The 19,926-nt window shown below is 48.0% G+C and carries 24 protein-coding genes; 16 read left to right on the top strand and 8 right to left on the bottom strand.

Annotated elements, in window-relative coordinates:
* Window positions 1-119: 119 nt before the first annotated feature.
* From Q1K24_RS04135 to Q1K24_RS04100, 8 genes are all read left to right on the top strand, one after another.
* Entirely contained in the window at window positions 120-482 is a 363-nt protein-coding gene (locus tag Q1K24_RS04135; protein WP_300366391.1) for a hypothetical protein, read from the top strand.
* Complete coding sequence (gene rsmD / locus Q1K24_RS04130; protein WP_300366388.1) at window positions 466-1,065, top strand: 16S rRNA (guanine(966)-N(2))-methyltransferase RsmD; 600 nt, start codon at window positions 466-468, stop codon at window positions 1,063-1,065. The genes Q1K24_RS04135 and rsmD overlap by 17 nt, the downstream gene beginning before the upstream one ends.
* A gap of 58 nt (window positions 1,066-1,123) precedes the next feature.
* On the top strand, window positions 1,124-2,176 hold the full coding sequence (locus Q1K24_RS04125; RefSeq protein WP_300366396.1) for a flagellar basal body P-ring protein FlgI: 1,053 nt from the start codon (window positions 1,124-1,126) through the stop codon (window positions 2,174-2,176).
* Between the two features lie 9 nt (window positions 2,177-2,185).
* On the top strand, window positions 2,186-2,461 hold the full coding sequence (locus Q1K24_RS04120; protein WP_300366385.1) for a Rod binding protein: 276 nt from the start codon (window positions 2,186-2,188) through the stop codon (window positions 2,459-2,461).
* A gap of 62 nt (window positions 2,462-2,523) precedes the next feature.
* The gene (locus Q1K24_RS04115) at window positions 2,524-2,736 is read left to right on the top strand and encodes a flagellar biosynthesis anti-sigma factor FlgM (RefSeq protein ID WP_300366382.1); all 213 of its coding nucleotides are present in this window, start codon (window positions 2,524-2,526) and stop codon (window positions 2,734-2,736) included.
* A 14-nt stretch (window positions 2,737-2,750) separates the two neighbouring features.
* The gene (locus Q1K24_RS04110) at window positions 2,751-3,179 is read left to right on the top strand and encodes a hypothetical protein (RefSeq protein WP_300366379.1); all 429 of its coding nucleotides are present in this window, start codon (window positions 2,751-2,753) and stop codon (window positions 3,177-3,179) included.
* A gap of 2 nt (window positions 3,180-3,181) precedes the next feature.
* Window positions 3,182-5,062 (top strand): flagellar hook-associated protein FlgK, encoded by a 1,881-nt coding sequence (gene flgK, locus Q1K24_RS04105; RefSeq protein WP_300366376.1) that lies wholly within the window; start codon window positions 3,182-3,184, stop codon window positions 5,060-5,062.
* A 195-nt stretch (window positions 5,063-5,257) separates the two neighbouring features.
* Window positions 5,258-6,061 (top strand): ABC transporter permease, encoded by an 804-nt coding sequence (locus Q1K24_RS04100; protein ID WP_300366373.1) that lies wholly within the window; start codon window positions 5,258-5,260, stop codon window positions 6,059-6,061.
* A gap of 61 nt (window positions 6,062-6,122) precedes the next feature.
* Here the strand turns inward: Q1K24_RS04100 and kdsB are convergent, their stop codons facing one another.
* Window positions 6,123-6,830 carry a 3-deoxy-manno-octulosonate cytidylyltransferase gene (kdsB, locus tag Q1K24_RS04095; protein ID WP_300366370.1) on the bottom strand — a complete coding sequence of 236 codons (708 nt, stop codon included), beginning with the start codon at window positions 6,828-6,830 and terminating at the stop codon, window positions 6,123-6,125.
* Between the two features lie 44 nt (window positions 6,831-6,874).
* Between kdsB and Q1K24_RS04090 the strand changes: the two genes are divergently transcribed.
* From Q1K24_RS04090 to trpC, 4 genes are read left to right on the top strand one after another with little or no spacing between them, the layout of a single operon-like run.
* Entirely contained in the window at window positions 6,875-7,567 is a 693-nt protein-coding gene (locus Q1K24_RS04090; protein ID WP_300366367.1) for a methyltransferase, read from the top strand.
* On the top strand, window positions 7,555-7,941 hold the full coding sequence (locus Q1K24_RS04085) for a YkgJ family cysteine cluster protein (protein WP_300366364.1): 387 nt from the start codon (window positions 7,555-7,557) through the stop codon (window positions 7,939-7,941). Before Q1K24_RS04090 ends, Q1K24_RS04085 begins: the two co-directional genes overlap by 13 nt.
* Entirely contained in the window at window positions 7,914-9,200 is a 1,287-nt protein-coding gene (locus Q1K24_RS04080) for a tetratricopeptide repeat protein (protein WP_300366361.1), read from the top strand. Before Q1K24_RS04085 ends, Q1K24_RS04080 begins: the two co-directional genes overlap by 28 nt.
* A complete protein-coding gene (gene trpC / locus Q1K24_RS04075; protein WP_300366394.1) occupies window positions 9,197-9,994 on the top strand; it encodes an indole-3-glycerol phosphate synthase TrpC in 798 nt (265 codons plus the stop codon). The genes Q1K24_RS04080 and trpC overlap by 4 nt, the downstream gene beginning before the upstream one ends.
* Before the next feature lie 22 nt (window positions 9,995-10,016).
* Here trpC and Q1K24_RS04070 read toward each other — a convergent pair whose 3' ends face one another.
* Both Q1K24_RS04070 and Q1K24_RS04065 read right to left on the bottom strand, forming a co-directional pair.
* Window positions 10,017-10,679 (bottom strand): phosphoribosyltransferase, encoded by a 663-nt coding sequence (locus tag Q1K24_RS04070; RefSeq protein WP_300366358.1) that lies wholly within the window; start codon window positions 10,677-10,679, stop codon window positions 10,017-10,019.
* A gap of 153 nt (window positions 10,680-10,832) precedes the next feature.
* Window positions 10,833-11,282 carry a GatB/YqeY domain-containing protein gene (locus tag Q1K24_RS04065; protein WP_300366355.1) on the bottom strand — a complete coding sequence of 150 codons (450 nt, stop codon included), beginning with the start codon at window positions 11,280-11,282 and terminating at the stop codon, window positions 10,833-10,835.
* Window positions 11,283-11,361: 79 nt separating this feature from the next.
* Between Q1K24_RS04065 and flgH the strand changes: the two genes are divergently transcribed.
* A complete protein-coding gene (flgH, locus tag Q1K24_RS04060) occupies window positions 11,362-12,075 on the top strand; it encodes a flagellar basal body L-ring protein FlgH (RefSeq protein WP_300366352.1) in 714 nt (237 codons plus the stop codon).
* 18 nt (window positions 12,076-12,093) lie between these two features.
* Here flgH and Q1K24_RS04055 read toward each other — a convergent pair whose 3' ends face one another.
* Window positions 12,094-12,654 (bottom strand): bifunctional 2-polyprenyl-6-hydroxyphenol methylase/3-demethylubiquinol 3-O-methyltransferase UbiG, encoded by a 561-nt coding sequence (locus Q1K24_RS04055; protein ID WP_300366349.1) that lies wholly within the window; start codon window positions 12,652-12,654, stop codon window positions 12,094-12,096.
* Window positions 12,651-14,210: an FIST N-terminal domain-containing protein gene (locus Q1K24_RS04050; RefSeq protein WP_300366346.1), complete on the bottom strand. Its 1,560-nt coding sequence runs from the start codon at window positions 14,208-14,210 to the stop codon at window positions 12,651-12,653. Before Q1K24_RS04050 ends, Q1K24_RS04055 begins: the two co-directional genes overlap by 4 nt.
* A 102-nt stretch (window positions 14,211-14,312) precedes the next feature.
* Here Q1K24_RS04050 and Q1K24_RS04045 point away from each other — a divergent pair, with 102 nt between their 5' ends.
* The gene (locus Q1K24_RS04045) at window positions 14,313-14,582 is read left to right on the top strand and encodes a hypothetical protein (protein WP_300366343.1); all 270 of its coding nucleotides are present in this window, start codon (window positions 14,313-14,315) and stop codon (window positions 14,580-14,582) included.
* On the opposite strand, the gene nspC is transcribed toward Q1K24_RS04045, so the two are convergent.
* Window positions 14,577-15,713, bottom strand: a complete 1,137-nt coding sequence (gene nspC / locus Q1K24_RS04040; RefSeq protein ID WP_300366340.1) for a carboxynorspermidine decarboxylase — start codon at window positions 15,711-15,713, stop codon at window positions 14,577-14,579. The two genes, Q1K24_RS04045 and nspC, sit on opposite strands and share 6 nt — an antisense overlap.
* A gap of 72 nt (window positions 15,714-15,785) precedes the next feature.
* Window positions 15,786-17,000: a saccharopine dehydrogenase family protein gene (locus Q1K24_RS04035; RefSeq protein ID WP_300366337.1), complete on the bottom strand. Its 1,215-nt coding sequence runs from the start codon at window positions 16,998-17,000 to the stop codon at window positions 15,786-15,788.
* A gap of 87 nt (window positions 17,001-17,087) precedes the next feature.
* Between Q1K24_RS04035 and hemH the strand changes: the two genes are divergently transcribed.
* Window positions 17,088-18,029, top strand: a complete 942-nt coding sequence (gene hemH, locus Q1K24_RS04030; protein WP_300366334.1) for a ferrochelatase — start codon at window positions 17,088-17,090, stop codon at window positions 18,027-18,029.
* Between the two features lie 12 nt (window positions 18,030-18,041).
* Here hemH and Q1K24_RS04025 read toward each other — a convergent pair whose 3' ends face one another.
* Window positions 18,042-18,359: a hypothetical protein gene (locus Q1K24_RS04025; protein WP_300366331.1), complete on the bottom strand. Its 318-nt coding sequence runs from the start codon at window positions 18,357-18,359 to the stop codon at window positions 18,042-18,044.
* A gap of 272 nt (window positions 18,360-18,631) precedes the next feature.
* On the opposite strand from Q1K24_RS04025, the gene Q1K24_RS04020 reads away from it, so the two are divergent.
* Window positions 18,632-19,926 (top strand): glycosyltransferase family 39 protein (locus Q1K24_RS04020; protein ID WP_300366328.1); only part of this gene is annotated, 1,295 nt, incomplete at its 3' end.

Here is a 19,926-nt window from a genome sequence, read left to right as displayed (position 1 = left end):
CGGATGCATTCAAAATATGTTTAGCAGTTATCATTTATAATAAAGGGCACCTCTACATAATTTATTATGGTGAAAACTGTTGAAAAAATAGTCGGAAGCTTGAATATACGGGGAAAATCATGAATATTGCGCTGAATTGTCACTCTGTACTGATTGAAAAAAGTCTGAGAAAGTTTCTCAAACATCAACTTGTCGCGGAACACGATGCCGACATACTCATTACCGACCATCATATGGTCAGCGAAAAACCTCTGCTTCGGATCGGTATGGATCCCGATGCCGATCTGAAAAAACCTTTTTCCCGCTCGCAGCTCATGATCAAACTGGAAGAGAAAATAGAAGAGAGCTCGAACAAAAAGATCGTGGAGGCTTTTACTGTCGAAGAGGAAGAGAGCCTCGAGGAGAAGATCGAAAGAGCGACTCGGCTGTTTGTCGATGAATTGGTTACGATCATCAAAGGGCACTATGAAAGCAGACCATAAACAACTGACAACCAAAATCATCGGCGGAAAATTTCGAGGGAAAAAGATTCTTCTTCCATCCAAATGTGTGACGCGAAGTTCAAAATCCCGATTGAGGGAGTCCCTCTTTGACACGTTGCAGTTCGATGTGGTGGGAAAATATTTCATCGAAATGTTTGGAGGGAGTGGTTCGGTCGGACTCGAAGCGATCAGCAGAGGAGCGAAGCAGGCATGGTTCATCGAACTCGACAGGAACTCTTTCAAAACGCTACAGGCCAACTGTCGATCGCTCGATCCGTCCAGGTGCGATATCCGGTTCGGTGATGCGTTTGTCGTGCTTCCCGACATCTTGTCCGAGTTGAAGCGGGAAAAGGAAAAAGCCTATATTTACATCGATCCGCCGTTTTCTATCCGCGAAGGCTACAACGATATTTACACGAAAGTGATCAATACGATTGCACATATCGATCCGGAGGTCGTGCATCTCATTGTTGTCGAACATATGACGAAATATGATTTTCCCGAAACAATCGGACCATTCGAGAAGGTAAAAGAGAAAAAATTCGGTAAAAGTTCGTTGAGCTACTATGCCATAGTGGAGTGATTGGAACAACATTTGCTTGGTGTTTGAAAATCGAGCGAAAGGTTTCCGTTTGAAACGTATGGTACTCTTTCTGATACTGCTTGTTCCCCTGCTGGCTCCAGGCGCCAAAATCAAAGAGATCTGCAATGTCATCGGTGTCCGTGACAACCAGCTTATCGGATATGGTCTGGTTGTAGGTCTGAACAAAACGGGTGATGGCACAACCTCGAAATTTACACTGCAGACGATTGCCAATATGCTTCAGTCGATGAACATCAAGCTCGATCCCAGGGACATCAAGTCGAAAAACGTGGCAGCCGTCATGGTGACAGCTACATTGCCTCCTTTTGCGAGACAGGGGGATAAAATCGATGTTGTTGTCTCGTCCATGGGGGATGCCAAGTCCATAGAAGGCGGAACACTGCTCATGACACCACTGAAAGGTGTCGATGGCCGTATATATGCGTTGGCACAGGGGTCCGTGACGATTGGAGGCCGAAACGGCAGAGGGGGAGGGACACTCAATCATGCGACGGCCGGACGCATTCCTGCCGGTGCATTGGTTGAACAGGAAGTGGCATATGATCTCTATTCCAGAAACGAAGCAACCCTGAGTCTGAAAGAAGCCAGTTTTCAAAATGCCATTTCGATTCAGAATATCCTCAATCGCTATTACAAGGAGCGTGTTGCCGTCGCGATCGATGCCAGGACGATCAAACTCAGAAAACCGAAGTCGGTAAGTATGATCGAGTTTCTCGCCCGTGCAGGAGAACTTTCGATCGATTACAATATCAAACCGCGTATCGTCATCGATGAACGGACCGGTACGATTGTCTCGGGCATCGATATCGAGGTGGAGCCGGTTATGATCACCCATGGCGACATTGTCGTCAAAATCGAAGAGAGAAAGAGCCTACCGGCTATCCGCAAAGGAAGCGATACGGTCAATATCGGTCGTAATACGCAGATTCAGCCTCAAAACAATGCCGTTGTAACGCGCACAGGCGCTACGACGGTAGCCAATATCGCAAGATCACTGAAAAAATTGGGTGCAACGCCCAAAGACATCATTTCGATTCTTGAAGCGATGAAAAACGCGGGGGCGATTCATGCCGATCTCCAGATTATATAAGGAAAGAGGATGAACCAGCTGAATATTAATGAATATCAACCACAAATTCCTTCTGTTTCAGGAAATGACAAAAGAAGATTGAAAGAGCAGACGGATGCGTTTGAAGCGATCATTCTCAAAATGATTCTCGATCAGGCGATCGAGGGGAAAAACCCGCTGCTTCCGGAAGATCCGGGTCGGAAAATCTATCAATCGATGATGAATGAGGAGCGGAGCAGGCAACTCAGCGGCACCTTTGGTTATAGCGAACTTTTGTTTAATTATTTGGTAGAAAAAAATTCTTAACAAAATTTGAATTCAGTCGATAGTATAATCATAGAAAACCATCTATGACAAAAGGATGCATAATGATACGAAACGTAGGTGCCCAGAACAACAGCACAATCCTCAATGACATGAAAAAGAATGACGTGCACGATACACAAAATATCGAGAAACAGGCTATCGAGAAACAGAGCCGTGTCGATGAGTTGAAAAAGCAGATCGTAAATGGCGACTACCAGATCGATCTGCGGGCGACAGCGACGAAAATGGCCCAGGAGCTCAAGCCTGATCTGTAATCGAAGGACATGAGATGCTGATTCACTATTTGGACAAAGCGGCGGAAGATCTTCAAACATTGATCGATCTGACAGAGAAAGATATCGACGATATCAAAGCGGCTCGCCACGATGCGATGTTTGAACGTATCAAGACAAAAGAGCATACGCTGTTGACATTCGAGAATCGCAAAGCGTTGATCGACAATGAAATCAACAATCTCGTCAAAGCCAATCCGAATAGTGAAATGGACGAGTTGCTGGACGAAGAGGTTCAGCAAAAACTCAACACGCTACGTGAAAAGCTCGAAGAGCTGCAGGAACTCAATCGTTATTATGCTCGTTTTGTCATTACGGTAGGAGAATTCTACAACGCGCTGTATGAAGAGATGCTGCCGGTTGAAAAAGATGGATATACAGGGAAAAATGCCAAATTGGCATCGTTGATCGAAGTGAGGGCCTGATTATGGCATCGATCTTCAATGCACTGCATATCGGTTACAGCGGTCTGAAGACATCCCAGATCGCTATCGATACGACCGGGCACAATATAGCCAATGCCCAGAATCCGGATTATACACGGCAACGTGTCGTCATATCTCCCAATACACCCCTCAATACGACACCAGGAGATATCGGACTCGGAGCCAAAATTACAGAAATCGTCAGGATACATGACGAATTTGTCTATAAACGACTCAAGAGCTCTTCGACCGACAATGAATACAATCAGTTCAGAAAAGAGACGATGGACGAAGTTTCCAGCTACTTTCCCGAAATCGATAAAAACGGTATCTACAATGCCATGCAGGAGTATTTCAATGCCTGGAACGATTTTTCGAAAAATACGGATGACAGTGCACTGAAAATCAATCTGGCCCAAAATACGAGAACATTCGCCGCGACGATTCGGGATACACGAGAGCAGATTATGTCGGTTCAGACATCGCTGGACGATCAGTTGAAAACGACGATCGACGAGATCAATCGGTTGGGGAAACAGATCGCGGAGATCAATATTCGGATCAATACCGATGAAGCGGCGGGTGATCATGCCAACGATCTGCGGGACCAGCGTGACAAGCTGGAACTGGCTCTCAGCAAACTTGTCGATATTGCGGTGACAAAGGGGGACTTGCAGCCCGACACTACCGTAGACAGGCATCTCATAGAGTCTGGCGACGCCTATCATCTGAGTATCGGCGGTTCTTCATTTGTCGATGGTCCCACTTTTCATCCGATTGTCTACGACAGGCGTGAAGGGAGTGCGTTCAGCAACATCTATTATCAGCGTCAGGATTATGAAAAGTTCGATATCACAGAGTATGTACACGGAGGCAAACTGGGTGCCATTCTCTCCCTGAGAGACCATGATATTCAGCAGATTGTCGATGAACTCGACAGTTATGCATCTTCAATGATCATGTTTACGAACAATCTCTATGCGGCGCATGCTACAACGAGAATGAGCGGCAATGTCGATATCGAAGCCGATGCGATCATCGCGAATACGGAACTGCCGATCGATGCCAATGGATCTTTTTTTGTCAAGATATACGATATCGACGGCAACGAAGTGGCAAAACGCAAAATCACATTGACGGATGGTGCGACGTTCAAGGATGTCGAAGATGCGATCAACGCGTCATCACAAGCCGATTTGAATCAGATCAATGGGCGTGTGGTGATCAATGACGATCCGAATGTACCGAATACTCTCGCCTCTTTGGATGACAATCTTGACGGTATCTATACCAATGATGTCGATGACTTTCTGACCGCTTCGGCCAATGGAAGATTTCAGATCCTTATGAATGACGACAAAGCGAATGAGGGATATACGTTTGCTATTGAAGAGGCTGATGGGGAAAATCCTTCGCTTTTTGCCGGCGCGCTGGGGCTGGAGCGCTTTTTTGACGGAAGCGATGCTCATAGCATCGGACTGAACCGCGCACTCGATGAAAACCCGACCCGTATCGGCGGCAACGCTGCACCGATCGCCGGTGACAACGGTGTCGCCAACAGTATGATCGAACTCCAGTATCAAAAGATCGATTTTTACATGCCTGCCAATTCGGATAACCACTTTTCGAACGATACGCTCAGCGGCTTTTTCCGTATGAGCACAACAGGCGTCGCGAACAGGACGGCGGCTGTCCATTCGGCGGCCGAAACCTCCGAATCGCTACTCAATGCGGTCATCAACGAGTTTGACAGTATCAGCAAGGTCGATCTTGACGAAGAGTTGACCAATCTGATGAAATATCAGACCGGATATGGTGCAAGTGCCAAAGTGATTACGACCATCGATCAGATGATCCAGACGCTGCTTGGCATCAAACAGTAGAACTCATTTTAGAAATCTGCATAGGTGTTTCACCCTGTGCTGTGTAATTTTTCCTCATTGATTCGTGTTGACTCCCCCCGATGTGGTTTTGGCCACACCCTCGTCGTATCGCTTTAAGACGAAACAGAATCATCGCTGTTGCGGCCAATGGAGATATTCAAGACGGGTTCTGGCACTTCATAGTATAATCACGGTATGAAATGTCCGTGTATCAGTGCCGCCGTCCTGGCGGCGCTCTTTCTATTCTCTTTCCTGGGACCTCTCTTTTATGGAGGGAGCCCCTATGCACTTCACCCCGACGCATTGCTGCTTTCTCCGTCAAATGATTTTCCCCTCGGAACGGACCGACTGGGGCGTGATCTGCTCGCCCGTCTGATGCTTGGTGGACAGGTGTCGTTGGTGATCGGTGTAGGCAGTGCACTCATCGCATCGATGATCGGTCTGATGGTTGGTGTCACTGCCGGTTTTTTCAGAGGAGGCGTCGACAAGACATTCGTTGTCATCGTCGATCTTTTTCTGACCTTTCCAACCTTCTTCCTCCTTTTGGCACTTGTGAGCTATGTGGAAGCGTCGGTGTGGGTATTGATTTTTGTCATTTCCGTTACCGGCTGGATGACGATGGCCCGGATGATTCGTGCGGAGAGTTTCTCGATAGGGCAGAAACCTTTTATCAAAATTTTGAAGATCGCCAATGTTTCAACACCGAAGATCATTCTTAAATATTTCGCGCCGTTGTTGGCTCCTATATTCTTCGTCAGTTTCACGTTTGGAGTAGGGGGTGCCATTCTGAGTGAAAGTGCCTTGAGTTTTCTTGGTCTCGGTATCAGTCCGCCGCAGATGAGCTGGGGCAGTCTGATCAGTGAGGGAAAAGAGGTGATGCAGATAGCATGGTGGATCAGCTTTTTTCCGGGTTTGATGATCTTCCTCGTGACATTCTCACTGATGCAGATATCCGATTATCTTCAGAGCCGTACCAACCGAAAAGAGGTGCTGGGATAGAGAAAAGGTGAACGTGTGAATAGTGGATCGTGAAGTTTCATTTTCACATTCTCACTCTTGATCATTTCAACGCTTTTTCCAGATCTTCCGGTGTGTCGATCCCGAAGCTTTCCGTTTTCACTTCGGCCATTGCAATGTCATACCCGTGCGAAAGTGCGCGGAGCTGTTCGAGTTTTTCGATATGTTCGAGCGGTGCATGGGGGAGGGTACAAAATTTTTCAAGCATTTTTCTTGTAAATCCATAGAGGCCAAGATGGCCCTTGAAATGATCAAAATTTTCATCCCTGTCGTAAGGTATGAGACTTCTGGAAAAGTAGAGCGCGAAGCCGCATTCATCCGTCACCACCTTGACGAGATTGGGATCTTTCGCCTCATCTTTCGAAACGGTTTTGTAGAGTGAGCAGATCATCGTACGGCTTTCGTTTTGATGGGTCTGCACCAGAGTTTTCAGCCTATCCACAACCTCGGGTTCTATGAATGGTTCGTCTGCCTGGACATTGATAATGATTTCGTTGATATCGAGACCCAGACGTGTGGCGGCCTCGTTGATTCTGTCCGTTCCGCTCTGATGCTCTTTGCTGGTCATAACGGCACGAATGCCATACTCTTCACACGTTTTCGCGATCACTTCGGTATCTGTCGCTACGGCAACGTCGTCGACTTGCTCGACCGCTTTGGCAGTCGCCACGACCATAGGCAGACCATTGATGTCGGCCAGTACTTTCTGAGGAAAACGTGTCGAAGCCATACGTGCGGGGATGATAATCATTCTAGACCTTTTTTGCTATAATTCTATCAAAAATCGAGGGTTTGGTGCTTTTCTATCAGCCGCAAAATGGCTACTGCTTCAACAGCGACTCTATCTTTCTGTATGATTTTATCGCATCATTCCGGCCGCACGGAAAAGTGCTTGACGTGGGATGCGGTGTCGGTGTTATCGGTCTGCTTCTGGCCCGCGATTTTCCGATTGATCTGACACTGGTCGAAAAACAGGGATTGATGGCCGGACTCGCCATGCGTAACATGCAGGCGAACAGCATCGGTGCGAGGCTGGTGGAGTCCGATTTTTTCGATTTTACATCCGAAGAGAGATTCGACTATATCGTTTCGAATCCGCCTTTTTACCATGCAGATGTCGTGCAGAGCGAAAACGAGCATATCCATGCATGCCGGTACAACACCCATCTTCCGATCGCACCCTTTTTCGAAAAGGTCAAATCGCTTCTGAGACCGAGAGGCCATTTCATTTTTTGCTACGATGCGTCCCAAATGGGAGATCTGATGCATCATCTGGATTATGTCGGCCTGCGTGTGGAAGCGCTGCGGTTTGTCCACTCCAAAAAGGATCGTCCGGCGAAACTGGTCATGGTGCATGCGAGAAGGGAGTCGAAAGCACGTACCACCATCCTGCCCCCTCTGATCGTGTTTGACGGGGATACCTACGGGGAGGAAGCCCGTGCGATATTTAAAAATGCAAGGACACATACGCTAAAATGTCAAATTTAATGAAGAAAGAGGGGTTTGGTTACACGTTCGATCCGAAAGCGTGCGAAACCTGTGCAGGAAACTGCTGCATAGGAGAAAGCGGCAACATCTGGGTGAGCGTACAAAAAATTCCCGAAATGGCCGCCTTCTTAAGGATATCTCCGGATCTGTTCATTAAGCGCTACTTGGAAAAAGTAGGGTATCGTTTCAGTATCAAAGAAAAAGTCGTTGTCGAAGGCGAATACGACTGTATTTTCTACGATCGCCAAAACCGCCGGTGCGAGATCTATCCGGTCCGGCCGATCCAGTGCCGTACCTACCCCTTTTGGGACTATTTTAAAGAGAATGAAGAGGAATTGAGACAAGAATGTCCAGGTATCTGTCCGCAATCGTAATACTGTTTTTTCTGTTTGCCGGATGTTCTCAAAAAACGCCATCACCATCCGATAGAACACCACAATACCAGCCATTCGAATATGAGTATGACTATATCATCCATGCACTCTACTACAAGGAACATGGAGATTATGCAAAAGCCCATGCGCTTTTTGAGGAGCTTTACAAAAAGACCGGGAATCCCGAGTATAGAACCGAAGCAATTCGACTGCTAATTGCCTCGAAACGGTATGACGACGCTTCCAAACAGCTGAGCGAAGCGATAAGAAAATACCCGGAAAATATTCAGCTCTATAGGTTGATGACGCTGACACAGTTGCGCCTGAATCGCGTGGACGATGCACTCGTCAATGCGAAAAAAGTGGTTGCACTCGAGCCGGACAATCTCCAAAATATCGATCTGCTGGCCTCGATCTACCTTGTTAAGGATCTCAACAAGGAAGCTTACGATGCCTATAACGCCTACTACGTAAAATATCATGATGATACGGCAGTCGTTAAAATGGCCTCCATTCTCTATCACAAATTCAAAAATTCGCAGGATGCCATAAGACTGCTTGAAACGCATAGCAAAATGGTGGGATGTTCTGAAAATGTCTGTCTTTTTCTCGCCGAACTCTATCGGCAAAACAACGATCTGGATCATCTTGCCGATGTCTATGCACGCATGTACGATGTTACCAAAGTAAACGAATATGCCCAGAAGGCCGCCGAAATCTATTCCTATAAAAAAGAGTTCGACAAAGCGGAAGAACTTCTCATGGAGTCCAATGCCGATGACAGGCTGCTTCTTGCGATCTACAAACATACGAAACAATTCGACAATGCTGCAAAACTTGCAAAAAGCCTCTACGAAGAGACCTCCGATCCATTGTGGCTGGCGGAATATGGCATTCTTCTTTATGAAGCTGCTCCAAAAAAGGATGATCCGAAGCTCCTGAAAAAAGTGATCCAGAACCTTTCCCAGGCATTCAAAGAGGGTGTCAACGATCCGCTCTATTTCAATTATCTCGGATATCTTCTGATCGATCACGATATCGATGTGAAAGGGGGGATCGAATTGGTCAAGAAAGCACTGAAAGTCGAACCGGATTCGGCCTTTTATATCGATTCTCTGGCATGGGGACACTACAAACTGGGCGAATGCGAGAAAGCCTACGAGGAGATGAAAAAGGTGATCGAGAAACTGGGCAGCGAAGACAAAGAGATCAAAACCCATTGGGAAAAAATAGAAAAATGCAGGAGCCGGAAAAAGTGATACTCGACGAAATCATAGCGCGTACCAAAGTTGATCTGGAGAAGAAGAAAAAAGAGTTTCCGATGGAGTGGCTTGGACGATCACTGGCCTACAATCCCTATCCGCCGAGAGATGTGCACAAGGTTCTCAAGTCGACACCCGACAATCCATATAGAATTATTGCGGAGGTGAAGAAAGCGAGCCCTTCCAAAGGCGTCATTCGTGAAGATTTCGATCCGCTGATGATCGGAAAAGCCTATGAAGAGGGAGGGGCGGATGCGCTATCTGTCCTGACGGAACCGCACTATTTCCAGGGCGATATCGAATACCTGACACAGTTGCGTCGCTATGTGCCGATGCCGCTGCTTCGCAAGGATTTCATCATCGACAAATATCAGCTCGTCGAAGCACTTGTTTACGGAGCCGATTTCGTCCTGCTTATCGCCAAAGCGTTGACGCGCAAAGAGCTCAAAGCACTGCTGGAATACACCTGGCATCTTGGGATGGAAGCGCTTGTGGAGATTCATGACAAGAAAGATTTGATCAAGGCGATTTTCGCCGGTGCCAATATCATCGGAATCAACCATCGGAACCTCGAGACGTTCGAGATGGATATGACGCTCAGTGAACGGCTGATACCTCTTATTCCAAACGGTAAAATCATCGTTGCGGAGAGCGGTATCTACAAACACGAGCAGGTCAGGCAGCTGCATGAAGTCGGTGCCGACGCCTTCCTCGTGGGCGAGCATTTTATGCGCCAGGAGGATATTGCCGGCGCATTGAAGAGGCTCAAATGGGGAGATGAGCCCCGATAAATTGTCCTTCCTATTCAGGCCGTTATGAGGATGCCTGATTGTTTTCGCGGGATTTTCGCAGTAGTTCGATAACCTCCTCGTCGCTTGTCTGATCGAAACGTTCATAATGTGCGCCGACTGCCCAGAAGGGTTCCGGTGTTTCTAAAACAATGACCCGGTCTGCCAGCCGTTCCATTTCGGGCAGTGTATCCATCGGGGCGAGTGGCACGGCTACGATGATAGAAGCCGGACTCTGCTCACGAATGGCTGCCAATGCCGCTTTCATCGTGTAACCCGTCGCGATGCCGTCGTCGATCAGGATGACCGTTTTGCCCGAGAGATTTTCCAGAGGGTTCTGCGAACCTCTGTAGAGTGTCTGGCGTCTATGGAGCTCTTCGCGCTCTTCGCTGACTACCTGGTCGAGATACTCTTTTCCCACGCCAAGCTGATAGACCGCTTCTTCGTTCAGTACAACGCGTTCGGGTTCTCCTTCTACAAGGGCACCGATCGCGAACTCCTTGTTGAAGGGTGCGCCGAGTTTGCGTACGATGATGACATCGAGAGGCGCATGCAGCCGTTTGGCCACTTCGTAAGCCACCGGCACACCTCCCCGCGGCAGTGCAAGGATAATCGGATCGTCAAAAGGTCCGATCGACTCCAGTTTCTCCGCAAGTTTCTGCCCCGCTTCGATTCGATCTACAAACATATCAACTCCTTTTATAAAGACTATTGGATTTATATTTGTTTAAGGTATATCATAAATTAAGATTTTTTTCAAGTTTAACAGAGCAGAGTGCAAAAAAGAGTGAGTCAATTGGGAAAAGCCGCAGCCGCAGCAGCTGCGACCCATGAAGGAGAATCAGGCGTTCAGTAGCTCTTTGGCGATCTGGTTGATCACTTTGCCTTCCGCACGGCTGCCGATTTTGGCTTTGGCGGCACCCATCACTCTACCCATATCTTTCATGCCGGCAGCTCCCGTTTCGGCTATGATCTCTTTCAGGATCTCACGCACTTCGTCGTCGCTCATCGGCTCCGGCAGATAGCTACGGAGAATTTCCAGCTCTTTTTCATTCTTTTCGACAAGATCCTGCCGCCCGCCTTCTCTGAACTGTTCGATCGCATCGTTGCGCTGCTTGATCTGTTTAACCAGTATCGCTTCGATGTCGGCATCGCTGAGCTCCTTTCGCTCATCCACTTCGATCTGCTTGATAGCGCTCATGACAAAGCGGATGACATCACGTTTGAATGTGTCTTTCTCTTTCATCGCCGTTTTGAGATCGGCCTGAAGTCTCTCTTTCAACTGGCTCATTATCCATCCCTTCGTTTGGAACAGTTTTTGCTGTTCATTTATGAAATTTGGATTGAATTATACCAAAAGGATTGCGCCAATGCGAAAGATCGAGAGTCTTGCTCTGTTGTCGGCAGTAATGCTCTATACCGGATGCAGTACCCATCAGGCGGATGCCAAGATCGATTTCAAACCACCGAAGTACGTCGAACAGGTGCCTCCCAGAGAAGAGTTCAGAGGGCTCTACAATCCGGGTAGTCTTTTTGGACGGGGCGACAATCCGGTCTTTTCCGACAAAAAGGCGATGAATGTCAACGATGTCGTCACGGTCGTCATCGATGAAAACATACTCTCCTCTTCGAGTGGTTCGAAAAATATCAGTCGGGTCACCAATGATGAACTGGGGGGTGCCGTTATGGCCGGAACACCGGGATCATTGATGGGTAATTTTGCCAGAGAGTCCAACAAAATCACCGATATCAGTATTGGTATCGATTCAAAAAACGGATTCAAAGGTTCCGGTACAAACGAACGGAAAGAGAAATTCACGACAACCATATCGGCACGTATCGTCAAGATTCTCGAAAATGGCAACTACTTTATCGATGGTCGTCGGGAAATGCTTATCAATGGTCAAAAACAGATTCTGCATGTCAATGGGGTTATACGACCGGAAGACATTACGCAGACCAATATGATCAGCTCGAAATATATCGCCGATGCAAAGATACTGTATGAGACCCAGGGCGATATCAAAGAGGCAACCGAAAAAGGGTGGGGCACCAAAGCCATCGAATCGGTCTGGCCTTTCTAGAACCCATCTCAAAAAGCCTTATCGGTTCCAACTATTGCAGGCTGCCAGCGAAGCGAGAAGCGAACGCTGGCCATTCTCTTTTGTGACGAACTTTTCGGAATATTCGATAATGTAAAGCGGGCAGAATATATGCAAAAGCTCATTCTTTTTCAAAAGAAAATCCGGATTTTGCGGACTCCCTTCGTTTGCATCGTCTTCGACAAAGGTTTCAAAAAGAAGAATCCCCCCTCTTTTTAGATGGCTGAGCATCACAGGATAGAGGTTCCGGTTGAGATAGTTGAAACAGAGAATCGCATCATACTTTTTCGTCAGAAAACAACCATCTTCGAGATCGGCCTCGATAGCGTTGACACGCGGAATCTTTTTCAGACTCTCCAACGCCACATCGCTCCATTCGATGGCATCCACCAGGCATCCGTGATCGGCGAGATATTGGGCATGCCTGCCCAACCCCGCGGCAATGTCCAGAACCTCTCTTCCTTTCAGTTTTTCGACATGGCGTATCAGCAGATCGCTCGGATGTTTCGGTGCAGGCTGTGACCGATACTTTTCATTCCATTTCAGTTTGTCTTCGATCATACATTGTTCTCTTTGTGGATGATCGCCATGGCACCGATAACCGTGCCGTCATGTGTTATCGGAAGTGTATTGATGCGGAGTGTGATATTTTCACCGCTCAGGGGATCGATGACCCGGCCGACCTGTGTATAGAGCTCTTCCCGGAATCCTCTTTTCAGCAGTGCTACGATCCAGGTATCCAGACGTTCCAGTTCCTTTCCTGATGCCAGTTTCGCTTCGAGTCCAAGAAGTTTTGACGCCACTTTGTTGAAACTTTCCAGCCTGAGATTTTTATCGTAGACAATGACACCATATGGAAGCTCTTCCATCAGGAGCTGCATGGCACTTTTTTGAAGCTCGAACTCTTCGAACATGACGGTGCTGAGATGACTCAATGCATTGGAAAGTAGAGATGTCTCCTCCCGTTCGTAAACGGGATAGATCTGACAGGATGCTTTTTTCATATCCTCGCGCTTTTCCGTTTCGGTCAATCCCAACACCACAATCGACTGATTCAGCAGGACATTTTTTCCATTTTTGTAGCAGAATTGACCATATCCGAACGATCCGACGGTATCGGCGATATTGGAAAGCGTATCGATGAGACGGTATAGATGTTCTTTGTTGTAAAGCGGCTGGGATACATCACAGAAAAGAAAATAGTTCTCTATTTTTTTACCACTTTCGAATATTGGAGGGCAGAATCGGAAAGGAGTTTCCGTGTCGATATATCCAAACTTCCAATGGGAGTCTTCTTCAACATGTCCGGCAAACCGCAACGAGCCATCTTCGTATACGGCGGTGATGTTTCTGGCGATCTGCAAATCATCCTGCTGGTTAACCAGTGCAATTTCGAGGCCGGATCGGGGAAGCTTTTCGACAAAAGCATCCCCCAGGTAGTGTGCATAGAGTTCCGCTGAAATCATACCATTGAATTCGTACACTCTGTTTGTATCGGAGGATGTGACGTGGAGATCGGGACCTATGAGATGAAGCAGATTCACGGCATCCATCGTGACATCGAGATGCGGGCTGTTCAATGCGACAAGAACGGCCCCTTTCGTCATGACCTGACCATCGTGAATTACAAATGTTTCGAAAAATTTTTCATGATCGCCTGCCAAAGTTCCTGTTACCGGTCTTTTTTTCGCAATGGATGTAATACCTTCGAGAAGTCCATCGGCATCGATTTTCAGGCCGTCAGAAAAGAGAAGCAGAAGTTTCGTATCACGTTTGAGCACTTTTTTGGCGAGAAGAGCACCTGCTTCAACAATCTGTTTCCTTTCGATATTTTCAAGGGAAAAAGAGGTCAGCCGTGTTCTTTCGAAGGCGGTGATGGAGATAATCGTTTTCTCTTCGGAAAACGTTTTGTGGTAGATGGTGCCATAGGTCGAGATTCCGACGATGACGGCATTCGGGAAAAATATCTGGGCTTCATGGGCGATCTTTTCCAACATCGAGCGTGTTCGATATGTCGAATAGATCTGGACCAGTACAGATTTGGAATGATTGATCTCTTCTGTCGGCAAAAAATGGAAAGACAAGACCGATTCATAGACGACGGTAAAGGTTTGCATGAGGCCCTTTTGCACTGGTTTTCGAGATGGGTTCTATATACCATATAATCGGTATTTAATGCAAATTTGTTTACCATAAAAAAACTATCGGAAGGAGATCGTTTGAATTTGCATATCCAGGAGAGTGTGATCGATCTTGAAGAGGTGAGTCAACTCTATCCCGCGGCCATTATCAGATATGCGGATGGTACGGTCACACCGATCTCGCTGGAGTGGTTTGACGAAATGGCCAACCGGGATGTCGAACTTCTTCATTACGCCATCTGTCTCCACTACAAAGAGAGTGATAAAAGCCCGACGATCTTTCCCTATGAAGATCGTGAGAAGCTGGAGGAGGGTATCGCGGATCTGGCCAGGCAGATTGAATCATGAAAGCCGATATTTGAAATCTTCGTATCCGAATTTTCTGATGATTTTCAATCTTTTCTCTTTGGTCCAGATCGCGATGGAGGGGTGTTGTACACCATTGAATGTTGTGCTCTTGACCATCGTATAGTGGATTTGATCCTCAAAAACGATCCTGTCGCCAATTTTGAGAGGTTCATTGAAACTGTAATCGCCCATGATATCACCGGCAAGGCAGGTATTGCCTCCCAGTCGATAGGTGTAGGGTTTTTCACCCGATTCTGCCGCCCCGCGCACTTCGGCACGGTAGGGCATGGCGAGCGTGTCGGGCATATGGGCTTCGGCGCTGACATCCAGAATGGCGATATCCATGCCGTTGTGGACGATGTCGAGCACCGATGCCACCAGCGGCCCCGTTTGCCAGCCTACCGCTTCTCCCGGTTCCAGATAAACCGTGACATCGTTATGCCGTTTCTTGAAATCGCGGATTACCTCGATGAGGCGCATGACATCGTAATCTTCCCGGGTGATGTGGTGGCCGCCGCCGAAGTTGATCCACTTCATTTTTGGAATGTAGTCGCCGAATCTCTCTTCGAACGCATCCAAAACACCTTCCAGCGCGTCGACATTCTGTTCGCAAAGGGCATGGAAGTGCAGGCCGTCGAGATCGTTCAGAATCTTGGGATCGAAGTTGGCAATCGTCGTGCCCAGGCGGCTGTAGAGGCCGCAGGGGTTGTAGAGGTCGACCGGCGCGGAGGAGAATTCGGGATTGACCCGAATGCCGCAGGATAGGGCCGGATTGGCCGTTTTGGCTTTTTCCAGAAACCTGCGTACCTGTCCCGGAGAGTTAAAGACCAGATGGTCACTGATGCGTGCGATCTCCTCGATCTCCTCCTCTTTGAAAGCCGGGGAGTAGGTATGTACCTCTTTGTTCATCGTCTCCCGGCCGAGCTTCGCTTCGTGCAGGCCGCTGGCACTTGTGCCGACCAGGTACTTCCCCACCAGATCGAAGGTACTCCACATCGCAAAACCTTTGAGTGCCAGCAGAATCTTCGCGCCGCTCTCTTTCTGCACACGATCGAGGATCTTCAGATTTCGTTCAAGTAGTTCTTCTTCACAAACATAGCACGGTGTAGGAACCTTGGAAATATCGAGCATCTCAATCCTTCATACAAAAAGGCCGCGTATGCGGCCTCCCAATGACCAATGACCAATAACCAGAGACAAAATTCATTTCACTTCAAAAGTCGCGTCCGGATCCATTTCGATTACATGCCAGGGGAGTCCCTGTCTGTTCAGCTCTTCCATGAACGGATCGGGATCCATCTGCTCCATATTGATCGTACCGGGCTTCATCCACGTACCTTCGCATATCAGTTTGGCACCGATCACTGCCGGCACACCGGTGGTATAGCTGACACACTGGGCGCAGACCTCTTTGTAGGCCTCCTGGTGGTCGCAGATGTTATAGATATAGACCTTTTTGCGTTCGCCGTTTTTCGTCCCTTCGCAGACGACACCAATATTGGTCTTGCCTTTGGTACGGGGGCCCAGACTCGCCGGATCGGGCAGGAGCGCCTTGACCACATGCAGCGGGATCACCTGGCAGCCGTCCACTTCGATGGGATCGATGCGCGTCAGGCCGATGTTGTCCAGTACCTTCAGGTGGGTCAGGTAGCTCTCGCCAAACGTCATCCAGAAGCGGATCCGCTTGAGCCCCGGAATGTTTCGTACCAGCGACTCCTCCTCCTCGTGATAGAGCAGGTAGCTGTCTTTGGGGCCGATCTGTGGGTAGTCCCAGACCATTCTGATCTCCATCGGCTCGGTCTCTTTCCACTCGCCGTCTTCCCAGTATCGCCCCTTGGCGTTGACTTCGCGGATGTTGATTTCGGGATTGAAGTTGGTAGCGAAGGGGTAGCCGTGGTCACCCGCGTTGCAATCGAGGATATCGATGGTTTCGATCTCGTCGAAGTAGTGTTTGAGGGCGTAGGCACAAAAGACGTTGGTCACTCCCGGATCGAAGCCGCTGCCCAGCAGTGCCATCAGATCTTTTGCTTTGAAGTCACTATCCTTTGCCCACTGCTCCCTATACTCGAACTTCGCTGTATCGGGATGCTCGTAATTGGCCGTATCGAGGTAGTGTACACCGGTGAGCAGGCAGGCATCCATGATGGCCAGATCCTGGTAAGGAAGGGCGACATTGATGACTATAGTGGGTTCGGCCTTTTTGATGAGCCCTGCCAGCTCTTCGACATTGTCGGCATCGACTTTCGCCACCTCGATCTCCACCCCTTGCAACTCTTTGATCTCGTCACGGATCTGCTCGCATTTTTCCAGGGTGCGGCTTGCAAGGGTGATATGTTCGAAAATTTCGCCGTTTTGTGCACATTTGTGTGCGACGACACGCCCGACTCCGCCGGCTCCGATGATCAAAACTCTGCTCATGCACGATCCTTGAAAAAATTTGACATCATTATAGCATTTAGACTACCATTCGCTATCGCAAATTGGTAAAAAAAAGGCCGCACGGGAATGAAAAAAGCTGTCATATTAATGAATATGGGTGGAGCCTCGCATCTCGATGAGATCGAGATATTCATGCGGAATATGTTCAACGATTACCGAATTATCGGGGCACCGCCTCTCATTCGGAGAAATCTTGCCGAATACATCACAATATCCCGTCTCGAAGAGGTCAAAGAGAACTACAGACAACTGGGTGGTGGATCGCCGCTTCTTGCCATAACGCGAAAAGTTCAGCAGAAACTGCAGCAGCGTATCGACGATGCGATCGTCGAGGTCATTATGCGATATACCGAACCTTTTGCCAGGGACGTTTTATCCCGACTGAAAGAGAAAGGGGTTGAAAAACTCTATCTGATTCCAATGTATCCGCAATTTTCCACGACGACGACTGCTTCTTCAATCGAAGATATCCGTGCCGCCGCGGCAATGATCGGTTATCATCCGACAATGGTCAGTACGCTACAGTATCACGATTTCGAGCCATATCTCGATGCGGTGGAAGAGAAAATCGTCGAAACGCTGAATGGCGACAATCCGGCAACAATCAATCTCGTCTTCTCCGCCCATGGGCTTCCTGTCCGTGTCATCAAACGGGGTGATCCCTATCAGAAACAGGTCGAGTCGGAAGTGGAACGGCATATTGCACGTTTAAGGGAAAAAGGTGTAGTTTTCAATCAGGTGCACATTGCCTATCAGTCGAAAGTGGGCCCGCTCAAATGGCTGACTCCCTCGCTCGAGAGAATGTTGGAGGAGATCAAAAACAGACGCGTACTGATCTACCCGATCTCATTTACGATCGACAACTCCGAAACACTCTTCGAACTTGATATCGAATATCGTGAAATAGCGGAAAAACTTGGGTTTGAATATTATAAAGTATGCCGCTGCCCGAATGACTCGGAAACATTTGTCCGAGCGCTTGAGCGGCTCTATCGTCGAATGGGGTAATTTGGGGCGGAATCAGCTTGCAGCAGATTCAAGATGTTTTTCGGCGATCTGCTTCAGTGCGTCGCACAAAACACGCCGTTTATGTTCGAGTACCGAAATCGCTTTGATCTCCTCCTCGTTTTCATGATAGAGGACGATCCCTTGTTCGACCATCTCCTCGAGCAGTTCGTCCGATACGGTATCGGGTGTCATTTGCATGTCGTCGAGTAGACATTTGACGACGCCCATTCCCACCACTTTCGTGTAGGGGTGGTTGCGAATCATCGTTCGAAGTCTTGGATATTTTGTTCCGATGATTTTAACGACTTTTGCATTGAGTTCATGCATCATGCTTTCCTCCTTTTTGAACCGATGTGATGTACTTTACGATGCCATCGGTTGTTTGACTCACCCTGCAAAGGCCACGATGCAGAGCTGTATCTCTTCGGCAAGTTCAAAGATCGTAAAGATTATAGTTTTAGCCAATTACCGGTCGGTTGCAAAAATTACAATGTTTTTGTAGTTTGCGCAGAAGAATTTATATTTTAGCTAAAATTTAGTTATTAATCAAGTTCCGGATTTTGGTAAAATTACGGCTACATTAAGAAGAGCTCAGGACATCTATGCAACATAACGATTCGGTCTATTCCCTCAAGAGACTGCTGCTATACATCGCCATCGTGACACTTTATCGGCTTTTTATGCTCAATTATGCATCCGATATGATCAGCCTTTATGCCGATGAAGCCTACTATTGGGGATGGGCACAACATTTCGATTTTGGATACTACTCCAAACCGCCCATGGTGGCATGGCTCATCATGCTCGGCACGTCGCTGTTCGGTGATACATTCGTCGGTATCAAAATCATGTCGCTGATCGTCTATATTTTCACGACTCTGAATATCTACTTTCTTGCGAAAGAGCTTTTCAATGACGATGCTATCGCCTTTTTCAGCGCTCTGGCGTTCATTACGCTTCCCGCAGTCTGGCTCTCTTCATTGATCATTTCGACCGATGTGCCGTTTCTCTTCTTCTGGTCGCTGGGTATGCTCTTTTTTGTCAAAGCGCTCAAAAGCGACAGCTGGAGAGACTGGCTTGTCACGGCTGTTGCCGGCGGCGGAGGACTTCTGAGCAAATATACGATGATCATCTTTGTTGTTTCGGCATTCGCATATCTGGCTGGTTCGTCAAACCATCGCCACCATCTCAAAAACCCGAAACTTTATGCCGCGATGATGCTCGCAGCCGTTATCTATCTGCCAAATCTGTATTGGAACTATACCCATGAATTTGTCAGTTTCAAACATACAAGCCGTGATAATGCCCATATCACAGGCCTCCATTTTCATTTCAGCAAAATGCTGGAATTTCTCGGTTCACAGTTTGGTGTGTTCGGTCCCATTCTGTTCGGATGGCTGCTGGCTATTCTGCCGCGTTACCGCTCATTGACACGGGAAGAGAGTCTCAAACTGCTCTGGTGGTTCATCGTTCCGATGTTCATCCTCATTCTGACGGTAAGCCTGCTGTCGCGTGCGTTTGCCAACTGGTCCGCACCCATGTATGTCGCTTCTACACTCCTCGTGGTTGCATGGCTCTGGCAAAAAAGTTATAAAAAATGGCTCTACGCCGCGATAGCGATCAATATTCTTTTCGGCATCCTCTTCTATCATTATCACGACATCACCAGGGTGATGGGCATCGAACTGACCAAAAAGAGTGACCCCTACCGTCGGGTATTGGGTTGGAGAGAGCTGGGTGAGAGGGTGTCGGAAGTGATGAAACGCTATCCCCATGCGAAACTTCTCAGTGACGACAGAAAAGAGATGGCGGAGCTGATTTTTTATGTGAAGCCACATCCATTCGATGCGGTCATCTGGAACCCTGATCATACACTGAGGGACCATTATGAAATGAC

The organism is Hydrogenimonas sp. (genome assembly GCF_029932565.1).
Taxonomy (GTDB): Bacteria; Campylobacterota; Campylobacteria; order Campylobacterales; family Hydrogenimonadaceae; genus Hydrogenimonas.
This window is presented reverse-complemented; position numbering and strand designations above follow the sequence as displayed.